Genomic DNA, 13,878 nt, shown 5'->3' with positions numbered 1-13,878 from the left:
CTTGAATAAAACAAGGAAAACCAGTAAGTTTCAGGAAATCAAAATTGACTGGTTCTAGTTTGCTCATGTTCAGACGAGAACAGGAACGTTCTTTACCATATGGTAATACAGATGCCCTGACACCAGCTTCGTAGCATCGGGACGATATCCGAATGACTCATATAGCTTCCTTGCTTTTCCATTGTCTTCATCGACCAATAAAGCGATGCGTTCATAGCCTCTGGCTTCTGCTTCCTTCTCAAACGCTTTGAGCAGGGTAGTCCCTACTCCCTTGCCGCGACAATCCGGGTGCACGGCTACAGAGTCGAGGTAAAATTCATCGTCCTGCGCTTCCTTTACGATCGTGGGAGCTTGTCCTTTTCGTTCCATCCAGCGTTCTATAAAAGGGCGATCAAGTCGCTCGGTTTGACTTCCGTGATAAAACAGGGCAATCCCGATTACGTGTTTCTGATCTGTCGCAACGACAGCATTTTCATAGCTGAGTCGATTATCTTTCTGAGCAAAAAAATAGCCGATCAGACGAATGGCCTCTTCCTTATTGGAGGCTCCTGTCAGATCATGCGCAATTTCAATACCGATTGCATCCAATATAAGAGGTGCTACTGCAACAGCATCGGTAGCCAAGGCTTTGCGAATCATCTTGGTGTCCTCCTTGCCTAGGTGTCACGCGTCCTCTACCCTATGTTTGAACACGTTTCCCTTATGGTACCTTCTCTTGAGGTTTGTCATTGCTCTTATTGTGTCACATTTTTTCACTTCAGTCAAAAAATCGCTCATAATCTGAAAATAGAAAAAACCACCCTTTTTCAAGAGTGGTTCATTTTCATCCATCTACCTCGATTGGTTATCCAATCATTTTTTCAATAGTCAGCTTTCTTTCATGACGAAGGTCCAGGAATTCACCACTACGTCGAACGAGAGGGCGCATCGGCTCGTCCTGATTGATCAGGATGACTTCCACTTCTTCGCCTGTACACAGGCGAGCTTTGGCTCCGACGTAGAGTAGAGCAATGTAGCGGACAAACTGCGCGACGATCTCAATATTGAGCGACCCATCACAGGCTTCTTTCCATAGGAATTGAGCTGCCTCAAATGGAGATGTTCTGTCTTTGTACACACGATCCGAACAAATCGCGTCGAACATATCTGCGACGGCCAAAATTTGACACTCGACCGGAATTTCGTCCCCTTTTCGTTGTTCCGGATAACCCGAGCCATCCAAGCGTTCATGGTGCAGGAGAGCACATAGAGCCAGTTCCTCTGTGCCGCCTTCCATTTGTTTGATCATCTCGTATCCGTAGACCGTGTGCATGCGCATGATTTTAAATTCCTCATCACTTAGCTTGCCGGGCTTCAGGAGAATTTCTTTTGGGACCTTCATCTTCCCCAAATCATGCAGGAAACCTGCAGTCCCCATGAAGGATACTCGTTCTGGATCCCACTTCAACAAGGAGGCGATCAATGAACAGAGAATGCCAACGTTCAAGGAATGGCGGTATGTATAGCTATCTGCTCCTTCTAGCAAGTAAAGGGAGCGAAACAGTCCCTTTTGTTTCATCGCTTGTCCAGCGACATCGCAAAAAATCGTAGAAAACTCATCCAGGCACGGTGTCCCGCGATCGGAGATTTGTTCAAACATTTCTCTGGTCTTGTCCAATGCATTTACGTACACGGCTACGGAATCGGCATCCGAACCCAATTCTGCAAGCTGGGATGAGATCTGTTCTCCTGTTCCTTCCGAGAGTATATCCATCACTTCTACTTCAAAAATCCGTTGATTTTGCAATATTTGAACATGTGTGGCTGTTATGACCGTCTCCTGAGGCAGAAGCAGGATTCCGTTCTTGGTATGTAGGTCTGAGGACAGGACACGTCCGACCAACGAGCTGTTAACAGGTGCAAAAGACATAGGATCAACCTCTCAGGCCTTTTTACTAAATTATAGAAAGAAAGGGTAGTGGTTACAATACATTTCTCGACAATTCGTAACTTTTCGCACATTCGGGACCTTTTGTTCCATCCAGACATATGATAAATGGCGAATCCTGCCGAGAGTTAGGAGGGACCAAGTTTCCAATGACTACACTGTACATTACCCCGAAAGCATGGAAGCAAATAGAAACCGCTGTACGCAAAGACCCCTCGCTGGAAACCGGAGGGGTGATGATGGGATACGCTTTAGGGGATGAAAAGTGGGTCGTGACCTATGCAAGCGACCCCGGACCAAAGGCCATCCATCGGCCAACCTCGATCTTTTTTGATGATGAACACTTGCGCAAACTGGTGCGCAAGCTGTCGCGAAACCGTCGCTGGCAATATATCGGTGACTGGCATAGCCACACGATCAGAAGGTTGTCACCCAGCAAAGGCGATAAGCGGACGATCTGGTACAAAGCCAACCAATCTGAGTATACATCCACTTCTCCTCTGATGCTCATCGTCGGTTTGGGCAGACAAAAGCAGCTGCAGGCCAGAGGCTTTATTCTGGGGAATTCCCTACGCGAAGTCGGGAAGATCGAGCTGTATGATCGGCAAGCTCATCGACAGCACGGCGAAACATCTCCATAGCCTGATTTTGTCCCCAGCTAGCTTTATTCTCAGCGACTACAGAAATCGCATAGAGCGGTTCGTCGAATGGCGCATAACCGACGAACCAATAGTGATTGGCTGACGAACCCGCTCCACCTGTCTGGGCCGTACCGCTTTTTCCAGCGACCTCCCAATTTGCTTCATTCAGCAGTTTACCTGTACCATCTGTGACCACTTTTCGCATCATTTTACGCAGTTTGTTTGCCGTCACATAGTCGATGCCTGGCATCGAGATGGCTTGCTGTGGAAACTGAAAAAAGGATTGGCCATTCTGATAAGCGATCTTGCTCACAAGACGAACCTGACCCGGCTGCCCGCCTCGCAGAATCGTCACCATCAGATTTGCTGCTTGCAAGGGCGTGACGCGAACATCCCGCTGTCCGATGGCTGTCTGAATCAAGACTCCCTCATCACGGCGGGATACGTCCTTGGCAAATACACTTCCCCGCTCTTCACCATCGATCTGTTTAAATCCGTCCAGCTTGAACAGATGTGAGGTCGTGTGTCCGACCTGCATAGACAAGCCCAAACGCTGGGCATATTCCTCTATTTTTTCTCCGCCTACCAGCTTGGCGATCTCGGCAAATGCAATATTGCAGGATTGCGCATACGCCTCTTCCAAAGTAACGCTGCCATGCCCTTCCTTTTTCCAGCAAGAAAAATGATATTTTCCATAATCCCCCGTGCAGGTAAAGCGATCTGTAGGAAGGATTACACCTTCAGCCAAAGCAGCAGCTGCAACAACGGTTTTGAATACGGAGCCCGGTGGAATTTGCTTGACCGCACGATTTTGCCAAGCTCTGGACTGTACGTTTACTTTCGTCTGATCATACGCAGGTCGGCTGACCATCGCGAGGACATCGCCACTTTTTGCGTCCAACACAACAATGGAGCCTTCCTTCAACCCTACCTGGTCCGCTACCGACTCCATCCTGCGCTGAATACTTACGTCCAGCGTCGTCGTCAACGATAAGGGATAATATTCGTTTTCATGCTTGGTGTATCGAATGTCCAACCCCCGAAGAGGTCGACCCTGTCCATCTACATAATAGGAGAGCACCGAGGGCTCCACCCCTTGCAAAAAACGATCAAAGCTTCGCTCCAGACCCGACGCACCGACTGCGCTTTCCTTGCTCATCTTTCCACTTGCCAGTTCCTCCGCATAAAGCGACTGAAGCAGGCTCGGGTTTTGATGGATGTATCCAATCAAGTGCTTAGCCACTTCCTCTTGTCGATAGCGCTCTGTCACCTTCAATGCCACTACACCCGGTATCGCCAGTTTATTGATCTGATCCGTCTGCTCTTCCGTCAACACTATCAGCTTTCCGCGCTGGTTACGCAACAAAACAGGAGCCTTTGCCTTTTCCATCGTAGCTCCCAGGTACTCGCTTGACTGGCCTACCAGATCAGCGAGCTGCTGCAGGTCATCTGTCCCTGTCAAGCTGTTCCTGGCAAGTGGAAACAGAATCAGGGCAAGGTGCGGAGCACCTGTAAAGGCGTATCCATTCCGATCCAGAATATCGCCACGGCCGCTATGCAGGACGATGCTTTGCTGTCGTTGCTTCACGGCGCCTTTGACCAGGTCAATCCCCCTGCGGGAGTAGTGATGCGGAGCACCCAGCTGAATCCACCACAAGCGTGCCAATAAGCCGATCCAGATGAAGGTCATCATGATCAATACCAGAAAATGTCGCCTTTTGATTCGTTGCTCAAGCTGCATTCCTGTTTCCCCTCCTCTGGCTCCTCTTCTCCAAGTATTGCCTGAATAGACAGAGCGAAAACGGGGAACAAGTGAAAAAACACGCCGATAAGTGGCGTGTTTGGCAGATCTTCCGTTTATGAATTGGCGAGCTGGCGCTTGTCCAACAGGATATTGCTGATTTTCGTAGACAAGAGATCAAGCGCTACACGATTGTAGCCACCCTCAGGGATGATCACATCCGCATATCGTTTGGTCGGCTCGATAAATTGCAGATGCATGGGACGAACGACGCTCAAATACTGGTTCACTACAGAATCAAGCGAGCGGCCGCGTTCTTCTATGTCTCGCACGATGCGGCGGACAATCCGCACATCCGCATCCGTATCTACAAACACTTTGATATCCATCAGATCACGAATGCGCTCATCCTCGAGGATCAGCATACCTTCCAGTATGATGACATCCTTGGGTTCCACCCTGATGGTCTCCGTCTTGCGGTTATGAACCTTGAAATCATAAATGGGCTTGTTGATTGCTCTTCCTTGCAACAGCTCCTGCAAGTGAACCATGAGCAAATCATTATCAAATGCCAAAGGATGATCGTAATTGGTCTTTACCCGATCCTCGGTACTGAGGTGGCTTTGGTCTTTATAGTACGAATCCTGCTCGATCATCGCGACACTGTCATATTGAAACTGACGGAACAACTCCCCCGCCACTGTGGATTTTCCTGATCCACTACCTCCTGCTACCCCAATAAGCACGGGGTTTTTCATCCCTCATGTCCCCTTCCTTCATGTATCCAAGGCGTTTATGCCTGTCTGTTCGTCTGCGTTGTGTTCATCAGCGCCTTTTTACACTTACGGAGAGTCCATCTCCGACTGGTATAAATGTCGTCTCCAGATCAGGGCTTGTCGCCAACTGATGATTGAATTTGATCAGCTTGTCCACCAATGGTCGCTGACGCTTGCCAGCTTCATCGGGCGAAGCCACCAGTCCGCGGAACAAGACGTTGTCACTGATAACAAGGCCTCCTGTGCGAAGCATCGGCAGGTACAGCTCCAGAAACTTCTGGTACTGTCCCTTAGCCGCATCGATAAACAGGCAATCGAACTGGTAGTTCTCAGGCAAGCCCAATGTCGCATCCCGGGACAAGATTTCCACCCGTTCAGCGCAGCCCGCTTCCTGGATGTTGGCACGCGCTCTGGTCAGTCTCTCCTCATCGATGTCCATCGTGACGATTCTGGCCTCTGGTGCTGCTTCTGCCAGCCAGATAGTAGAGTACCCGATCGCAGTGCCTACCTCCAAAATCGAGACAGGACGATGCAATTGAAGGAGCATCCGAATCACCTGTGCTGAAGGAAGCTGTACAATAGGAATCCCCTCTGCTTCCGCTTCACGCTCCAACCGTTGGAGCAAGGGAAATCGTTCTGGAACCAAGCTGGAGAGATACTCGTCAACAGCCGGATTGGTTATCATCGTATCACTCCTAATTTTTCCTACTTTTCGCGTCATTCGCGTTATGTTCTTTTAAGGTTTTGGAAAAGTAGTGCTCTGCTGTGCCGTCTTTTTTGGTCACATAGAAGAAAAAGTCGTGCTTCTCCGGGTTGGCGACAGCTTCAAGCGAAGCTCGTCCTGGACTTGCGATGGGCCCAGGTGGCAAACCAGGATTGGTGTACGTATTGTACGGGTTGTCTATTTTCAAGTCCTCGAAGGTCAATCGGTCCCGCTGCTTGCCCAGAATGAATTGAACGGTGGCATCTGCCTGCAGCGGCCACTTGTCGCGCATGCGGTTGTAGTATACACCAGCTACAGTAGGACGCTCTTTGTCCACTGTCACTTCGCGCTCCACGATAGAAGCCAGGTTAATCGCCTGATCAACCGTCAGATTATTTGCCTTTACCTTTTCCGTCCATTCCGGCTTCCACTCTTTTTGGAATTGGGCCAGCATTTTCTGGACGATCTCTTGTTCAGAAGCGCCTTGCTTGATCTCGTACGTCTCTGGAAACAGATAGCCTTCCAAGCGATGCTTGCGCGCTTCGTTCTTCGGAATTTCGCCTACGAATGGAAACTCGGGAAAGCTGCCGTTGTTCACTACATCCAGAAACTTGGCTTTATCTACGAGCCCCTCTGCTGCCAAATGCTCGGCAATCTGCTCTACATTCCATCCCTCAGGAATGGTAAAACGTTCAGCTCGAACGACCGTTTTGCCTTCTACCATCGCTGCAATCAGTTGATCATGCGTCTGACCAGGCATGAATTCATATTCTCCCGCCTTGAGCTTGGGTGCCACACCTTTGTATCTCACGTAGTAGGAAAACAGATCAGCGTCACGCACCAAGCCCTGCTCTTCCAGCAGTCGGCCTATTTGCAGCACGGATGATCCGGATGGAATGATGACGTTCTTCGTCATCTGCTGTGCTTCTACTGGCTGTAATTGCTGATATACGTAGAAAGCCGTTCCACCTACAGCAAGCACTACAAGTAAAAAAAGCAGCACAAGCCAGCGAAACAGTCTGCCGCCTCTCCTGCGGCGCTGTTCCTTCGGGCTTTCGGCCTTGAAATCACGATTCTCTAACAATTGTTTCAAGGTAGGAATCCCCCTAGAGTCTCTTGTCTCAATCTTTTTTATTATACAGGAGGCACCCTGCGCTGTCACCGTGTAGGATTTTGACGAAAAAACCGTAAAGCGAGAGCTGCACTCTAGCGTTTTACGGGTCTTATTTGCCTATATTCTCCCTCTCGCCACTCTTTGCTTCCATTTTCGATGAATGAACAGCATTGTTCCCAGAAAGACACTGTAGATACCGACTGTAAGCAATATATTACGCGGCTCCGTCATCAGATTGTCCCCGACCACCGCGAACAACAGCATAGCCGGGATCTTCCCCAGTGCGGATGCGATCGCATATGTAAGAAAAGAAACTCTGCTCAATGCGCAGTAAACATTGACCACAATCGACGGGACGATGGGAATGCAGCGGGCAAAAGCGATTGTCAAAAAAGCGTTCCGCTCAAACATACCCGTGAGCTTGCCTATGCGCTCGTATCGAATCAAAATACGAGTTCCCCATTCCTGATACCCGTAACGCACAAACAAAAACATCAGGATCGATGCCGCTGTAGAGCCGATCCAAGTCACTAGTCCCCCCCATACAGGACCATATGCGGCTCCGATGACTCCCCCAACCAACGGATACGGGATGACAGGAAACAACGCCATGATGGTCGCCATGAAAGTAACCAGGGAGATATTGTCGGCTTCTTGGAACCATTTCAGGATTGCTTCTCCGTAAACGTAGATCAACAAACCAATTCCCAGGTAAAAAACGGCCAAGGCTATCTTTTTAATCATGTTTACGCTCCAAATATGTAATACAGCTATCTTAGCATACCAACATGAATCAGGTTCATTGCCTGAACGATTACTTGCTTGGTTTTGCCCAAATCAAGTACATGATATCTGACCAATAGCTTTCGATACGCTCAACCTGAAGTTTTGATTCTTCAATGATTTTCAGGATATTTCTATTACAATGGCATCCGGATATTTTTTGGAATAGTGGATCAATTACTCTTTGGGTATATGACAACAATGGGTTTGAACTCAAGCCGTGCTCCATTAACAAAATCGTACCATCCTTTCGACACCAATTGCTAAAGTTACTCAAGGTTACCACTGGTTCTGGATAGCTACATAGTGAAAGCGTGGAGACGATACAATCAAACGAGTTTGATTCGAAACGTAATTCGTCGACGTCTTCTTGTAAAAATTCTGCGTAAATGTGAAAATCAGATGCAGCCTGTTTTGCACGCTTTATCATCTCTAAACTAAAATCTACTCCTGTGACTTGGACATTTTCCTTATCATAGTAGGGAAAATTCGAACCAACTCCGACTCCCACCTCTAAAACTCTTCCATTAGCGTTTTTTATAATTCGGCTTCTCCACCTAGAAAGTGTTGGATTGCTGCGGTTTTTTTCGTACATGTTTGCGTGCTTATCATACTTTTTAATCAGCTTTTCATTTTTCATCTTTTCACTTCCTATAAAAAGTTTTAAGAAAACCTCTATCTAGGCTATTTCATGGGTGTGCGACCGCGATTTCATGGAAAGTTATACATGCGCTCCTGAATGAATTTGATAAATTCCTATACGTGAAAAAAAGAGGACCCGAAGGCCCTCTTCCCAGCAATTAAATACCATCCTTTTCCAAATCGGCAATCAGCGTTTCGAAGGTTGCCTCTACTTGCTCCCACTCTTCATCATCCTCGATCGGGATCAGCATGTCCGTACCATCGTAGCGCAGGAAGTGTACCTCGTACTCCTCATCCTCTTCTTGATCGACTGGCACCAGCACCAGATAGCTGCGATCTTCAATATCAAAAATATACATGATGCGGAAATCCCGTGGTTCCTCTTTTCCTTCTTCGGTCAGGGCAATCACATCGCCCACTTCGAACTCCTCAGTCATTTCTTCACTCATCGTGGTCACCTCGATTTTGCGTCCATGTATCCTTGCAGGATTAATGTGGCCGCCATTTTGTCTATTACATTCTTTCGTTTTTGCCGGCTGACATCCGCAGAGATCAGCATTCGCTCGGCCGCCATTGTCGTCAAGCGTTCATCCCACATGTGGACAGGAAGAGAGGTGCGTTCCTGCAAAAACTGAGCGAACGATTGGCACATCTCAGCACGAGGGCCGATCGTTCCATTCATGTTTTTCGGAAGACCGACCACGATTGCCCCGATTTGATACTTGGCAATCCATTCCTTCAAGCGCGCAAGATCCTTTTCCTTTGATTGCCGCTTGATTGTTTCCAGTCCTTGCGCCGTCCAACCCAGTTCATCGCTAACGGCAACACCAATCGTCTTGTCGCCAACATCCAATCCCAATAGTCGCGTCATGTCGTCAGGTTTACTTGCGCTCTGACAAGTAAACGGTCACCAACTCTTCTATGATTTTGTCTCTTTCCAGCTTGCCGATCAGGCTGCGTGCGTTGTTGTGCCGTGGGATAAACGCAGGATCTCCAGAAAGCAAGTAACCCACGATCTGAGTAATCGGGTTGTAGCCTTTTTCCTGCAGGGCCTTGTACACTTCTGTCAACGTCTCGGAAACATCCGCCGCATTCGCTTCCTTTGGCACCGTGAACTTCATGGTATTATCCAACGAACTCACAATCAACACCTCGATTTCCTCTGAGACTTCTTAATTGCAGGGAGAGTCTTTCTACAAAATGTATTCGACTCTCCCACTCACTACTCCTTGTCGTAAACGCAAATTTCTGGTCAGACTGTGCTATTTCGCCACTGCTTGACTTTTTACGAGTTCTTGAACAAGGTCTAACGCTTCTTGCAGCTTGGCAGGATCCTTCCCACCAGCTTGAGCCATATCAGGACGTCCACCACCGCCTCCACCGCAGCGTGTTGCTACTTCCTTGATGATTTTGCCAGCGTGGATGCCACGATCCATCAGATCCTTGGTCACACCTGCTACCAGATTCACTTTATCCGCATCCACGGCTCCCAGAACGATGACAGCAGAACCTAGCTTGTTTTTCAGCTCGTCCACCATACCACGCAGATTGTCCATATCTGATGCAGAGACGCGAGCTGCAAGCACTTGGATGCTATCCACTTGTACCAGCTGATCTGTCAGTGAAGCTGCTTCGATGTTGCCGAGCTTCGCACGCAGAGATTCGTTCTCACGCTGTACTTCTTTCAATTGCTGTTGCAGTCCTTCTACCCGTGCTGGAGCTTCTGCCAGAAGTGGGGCTTTCAAAGCTTGAGCCACATCTTTCAGGATGGAGAATTGCTGGTTCAGGAACTGATAAGCTCCACGTCCCGTCACTGCTTCGATCCGGCGTGTTCCCGCACCAATTCCGCTTTCGCTCACAATCTTGAACAATCCGATTTCTGCTGTGTTGCTTACATGGCAGCCCCCGCAAAGCTCCAGGCTGTAGTCTCCTACCTTGACGACGCGGACGATATCTCCGTACTTTTCGCCAAACAAAGCCATGGCTCCCATCGCTTTTGCTTCCGTCAGCGACTTGTTGGAAATATCGACGAGAAGATTCTCCCACACCTTCTCATTGACAATCGCTTCGATGCGCTCCAGCTCCTCAGCCGAGATCGAGCTGATATGGGTAAAGTCAAAGCGAAGTCGTTCCGGTGCTACCAGAGATCCTGCCTGGTTGACATGCGTGCCCAGCACATCCTTCAATGCCTGGTGCAGCAAGTGAGTAGCTGTATGGTTTTTGGTAATGGCGAGACGTGCATCGCGGTTTACTTCCGCATGTACCTCGTCTCCTTTGCGCAGTGTTCCTGCTTCTACCAGGACGGAGTGAACGTTTTGACCCATTGGTCCTTTTTGCACATCCAACACACGCGCTTTTACTGAATCAGAGATCAACAGTCCTTCGTCGTTGATCTGTCCACCGCTTTCTGCGTAGAACGGGGTGCGATCCAGAACGACTTGTACAGTCTGTCCTTCTTCTGCTTCGTCGACCAGCTGGTTGTTGAAAATGATCGCTTCTACTTTTCCTGTCGCTACCAATTCAGTATAACCAACAAATTGGCTCGTAACCGTCAATTCTGAGAGTGGACCACCCTGAGTCTGCATGCTGTCCACATCTTGGCGAGCTGCACGGGCACGCTCACGCTGTTCTTCCATCGCCTGCTCGAAGCCGTCGCGATCGATCGTCAGGCCTTGCTCTTCGGCAAAATCCTCCGTGAGATCTACAGGGAATCCGTACGTATCGTACATTTTAAATACATCTTTACCGCCGATTTGTGTCTGGCCATTCGCCTTCGCAGCCTTGACCATCTCAGACAGAATGTTGAGACCGTCGTTCAAGGTTTCATGGAAACGCTCTTCCTCAGCACGAATGACTTTCTCAATAAAGGAGCGTTTTTCCACGACTTCTGGATAGAATTCGCCCATCATGGTGCCTACGGTTTCCGTCAGTGTGTACAGGAACGGCTTCTCCACACCCAGCTTTTTGCCCATGCGTACAGCACGGCGAAGCAAGCGACGAATGACGTAGCCACGACCTTCATTGGAAGGAAGAGCGCCATCGCCAATAGCAAAAACGACCGTACGCGCGTGGTCAGCAATCACTTTCAGCGCCACGTCCATCTCCGCACTGGTCTTGTACTTTACACCAGAAATCTCGCTGGTTTTTTCGATCAGCGGAAAGAGCAGGTCTGTTTCGAAGTTGTTGTCCACCTCTTGGATGATGGAAGCCATGCGCTCCAGACCCATCCCGGTATCGATGTTTTTCTTCGGCAGTGGCGTGTAGGTGCCGTCAGGATTGTGGTTGAACTGGGAGAACACCAGGTTCCACACTTCCAGGTAACGCTCGTTCTCACCGCCCGGATACAGCTCGGGATCATTCGGATCGTTGCCAAAGCTTTCGCCACGATCGTAGAAAATCTCGGTGTTCGGTCCGCTTGGGCCCTCTCCGATATCCCAGAAGTTCCCTTCCAGACGAATGATTCTCTCTTCTGGAACGCCAATCTTTTTGTTCCACAGTTCAAATGCTTCTTCATCTTCAGGATGAATGGTCACGGACAGCAGGGCCGGATCAAAGCCGATCCATTTCGGGCTGGTCAAAAACTCCCATGCCCATTCAATGGCTTCTTCCTTAAAGTACTCACCAATCGAGAAGTTGCCCAGCATCTCAAAAAACGTATGGTGGCGAGCCGTACGCCCGACGTTTTCAATATCGTTAGTGCGAATGGATTTTTGAGAGTTGGTAATGCGCGGGTTGTCAGGGATGATGCGCCCGTCAAAGTACTTTTTGAGCGTAGCCACGCCACTGTTGATCCACAGCAAGGATGGGTCGTCTACCGGTACCAGTGAAGCGCTCGGCTCAATACGGTGTCCCTTTTCCACAAAAAAATCAAGAAACATGCTGCGAATCTGATTTCCTGTTAATTTCTTCATGCAAAATCTCCTCCTAAAAAAATAAAAAAAGCCCTCATCCCCTCAGGGACGAGAACTGTTTTTCTCGCGGTACCACCCTGCTTACAGACGGCTGCATCAAGGATCACAAGCCATTCATCTGTCGCTTTTGGGCGTCTAACGGTGCCAAGCCGCCGGTTTTTTCCCGGTCTCGGGAGTAGCCTTCCGTCGCCCTTCTTCTGGCCGCCCTCTCAACCGTGGAGCGCCCTCTCTGTAAAAGGTCTGCGACATACTCATTCCCTCATTGATCGTTTCAAAGGTTTGCTTTTCGTATTATAAATTTTTTTTGCGATCACTGTCAACTTTCATGCATCATTAAAGCAATCCGGCTGATGACGACCTTGCATACTGCGAGCAGGGGCACTGCTACGATCAGACCAATGATCCCTCCGATTGCCTCGCCGGCCAATAGTGCCATGATGATCAGGAGCGGGTGCAAATGCAGAGAACGTCCCACAATATTGGGCGATAATATATTCCCCTCCAGCACCTGGATGATCAGGTTGATCACCACGACCAAGAGAAGCATCTTCGTCGAAATCGTCAAGGCAATGACGACAGCGGGAGCTGCTCCGATCAAAGGACCGATGTACGGAATCACGTTGGTCAGACAGACGAATGCGGCCAGAACAAAAGGATACGGCATCCCGATCAGCCAATAACCGAGATAGGCGCAGATCCCGACGATGAGCGCCACCATCATTTGTCCGTGAATATAGTTGCCTAGCGATTCATTGATATCCCTCAGAACCGTCATGACCTGCTTGCGGTAAGTCGGAGGAATAACCAGCATCCCTGCCTGGTGTAGCTCCTTCATGTCCTTGAGCAAATAAAAGGCGACAAACGGGACCACCGCATAGGCTAGCAGCTTCCCGAGTGTGTTGCGAGCATTATTGACAATCTCTGTGACCGAGTGGGACATGCGCTCATGCGACTGAATGATCACCCGGTCTACTCCATGTGATATACTCTCCGGCAAAAAATACTTGTGTGCTTCCCATTCGCTCATCCATTTGGTGTACCACTCTTTTAATCGAGGCAAATCATCCGACAGCTCGGTCCATTGTGTGGTAAAAACAGGGATGGCATTGATAATAGCGATGGTAATAACCAATATAAACGAAGCATAGATAAGCAGGACGGCCATCAGGCGCGGTACCCGCCTGCGCTCAAGCAATTGCACAATCGGGTGCAAAATATAGGCAATGATAAGTCCGACCAATACAGGCACAAATACCTCGGACAACAACTGCAAAATCTGCGAGACTACAGGCCGAAGCAGCCAGAGCAAATTCCCAATGATCAATAGAGCGATCAGCCAGACCGCAGCCGCGAACCAGCGACTGCGCCTAAGTTCATCCACGCTGCCACTCCCCTTCCCTTCTGTCACGTCTATTCACTTAGCGTGTCTCAATGCCCCGAAAAACATGTATTTCTTACAAGGGGCAGCTGCACAATTTTCAACCTTACGCATAGCAACTTGCAAAAATGGCTATTGACATGTTGCCAAATAGCGAAGTAAAATTTGAACTACAAGAGGATATCTCCAAAGGGGAGTAGCTTTTCTGCAGCATAGTCGTCATTACGGGAGAAATCCCCGGCTATGTTGGCAACATTTTCGT

At 49.0% G+C, this 13,878-nt stretch carries 14 protein-coding genes; 1 reads left to right on the top strand and 13 read right to left on the bottom strand.

Annotation, left to right across the window (positions count from 1 at the left end; all coding sequences use genetic code 11):
• Positions 1–69: 69 nt before the first annotated feature.
• On the bottom strand, positions 70–639 hold the full coding sequence (locus JZI27_RS00375) for a GNAT family N-acetyltransferase (protein ID WP_122907282.1): 570 nt from the start codon (positions 637–639) through the stop codon (positions 70–72).
• Positions 640–844: 205 nt separating this feature from the next.
• Entirely contained in the window at positions 845–1,909 is a 1,065-nt protein-coding gene (locus tag JZI27_RS00370) for an HD-GYP domain-containing protein (protein ID WP_122907283.1), read from the bottom strand.
• Between the two features lie 167 nt (positions 1,910–2,076).
• Between JZI27_RS00370 and JZI27_RS00365 the strand changes: the two genes are divergently transcribed.
• Entirely contained in the window at positions 2,077–2,568 is a 492-nt protein-coding gene (locus JZI27_RS00365) for a Mov34/MPN/PAD-1 family protein (RefSeq protein WP_251244164.1), read from the top strand.
• Here the strand turns inward: JZI27_RS00365 and JZI27_RS00360 are convergent.
• From JZI27_RS00360 to JZI27_RS00310, 11 genes are all read right to left on the bottom strand, one after another.
• Positions 2,480–4,309: a peptidoglycan D,D-transpeptidase FtsI family protein gene (locus JZI27_RS00360; protein ID WP_280206178.1), complete on the bottom strand. Its 1,830-nt coding sequence runs from the start codon at positions 4,307–4,309 to the stop codon at positions 2,480–2,482. The two genes, JZI27_RS00365 and JZI27_RS00360, sit on opposite strands and share 89 nt — an antisense overlap.
• 116 nt (positions 4,310–4,425) lie before the next feature.
• Positions 4,426–5,067 carry a uridine kinase gene (gene udk, locus JZI27_RS00355; protein WP_122907286.1) on the bottom strand — a complete coding sequence of 214 codons (642 nt, stop codon included), beginning with the start codon at positions 5,065–5,067 and terminating at the stop codon, positions 4,426–4,428.
• 67 nt (positions 5,068–5,134) lie between these two features.
• The gene (locus JZI27_RS00350) at positions 5,135–5,770 is read right to left on the bottom strand and encodes an O-methyltransferase (RefSeq protein WP_280206177.1); all 636 of its coding nucleotides are present in this window, start codon (positions 5,768–5,770) and stop codon (positions 5,135–5,137) included.
• Positions 5,771–5,780: 10 nt separating this feature from the next.
• A complete protein-coding gene (gene mltG, locus JZI27_RS00345; protein WP_280206176.1) occupies positions 5,781–6,881 on the bottom strand; it encodes an endolytic transglycosylase MltG in 1,101 nt (366 codons plus the stop codon).
• Between the two features lie 138 nt (positions 6,882–7,019).
• Positions 7,020–7,646, bottom strand: a complete 627-nt coding sequence (locus JZI27_RS00340) for a TVP38/TMEM64 family protein (RefSeq protein ID WP_280206175.1) — start codon at positions 7,644–7,646, stop codon at positions 7,020–7,022.
• Between the two features lie 70 nt (positions 7,647–7,716).
• Complete coding sequence (locus JZI27_RS00335) at positions 7,717–8,325, bottom strand: class I SAM-dependent methyltransferase (protein WP_280206174.1); 609 nt, start codon at positions 8,323–8,325, stop codon at positions 7,717–7,719.
• Positions 8,326–8,485: 160 nt separating this feature from the next.
• Positions 8,486–8,776, bottom strand: coding sequence for a DUF1292 domain-containing protein (locus JZI27_RS00330; protein WP_280206173.1), 291 nt, complete (start codon positions 8,774–8,776; stop codon positions 8,486–8,488).
• A 5-nt stretch (positions 8,777–8,781) separates the two neighbouring features.
• Entirely contained in the window at positions 8,782–9,198 is a 417-nt protein-coding gene (ruvX, locus tag JZI27_RS00325; RefSeq protein WP_280206172.1) for a Holliday junction resolvase RuvX, read from the bottom strand.
• A 10-nt stretch (positions 9,199–9,208) separates the two neighbouring features.
• Positions 9,209–9,469 (bottom strand): IreB family regulatory phosphoprotein, encoded by a 261-nt coding sequence (locus tag JZI27_RS00320; RefSeq protein WP_122907359.1) that lies wholly within the window; start codon positions 9,467–9,469, stop codon positions 9,209–9,211.
• A 120-nt stretch (positions 9,470–9,589) separates the two neighbouring features.
• A complete protein-coding gene (gene alaS / locus JZI27_RS00315) occupies positions 9,590–12,238 on the bottom strand; it encodes an alanine--tRNA ligase (protein WP_280206171.1) in 2,649 nt (882 codons plus the stop codon).
• Between the two features lie 316 nt (positions 12,239–12,554).
• Positions 12,555–13,619, bottom strand: coding sequence for an AI-2E family transporter (locus JZI27_RS00310; protein ID WP_122907293.1), 1,065 nt, complete (start codon positions 13,617–13,619; stop codon positions 12,555–12,557).
• Between the last annotated feature and the right edge of the window lie 259 nt (positions 13,620–13,878).

Source organism: Brevibacillus sp. AY1 (assembly GCF_029870785.1).
Classification (GTDB): Bacteria; Bacillota; Bacilli; order Brevibacillales; family Brevibacillaceae; genus Brevibacillus; species Brevibacillus invocatus.
Note: the sequence above shows the minus strand (reverse complement) of the source record. Positions and strands in the feature narration are given on the sequence as shown.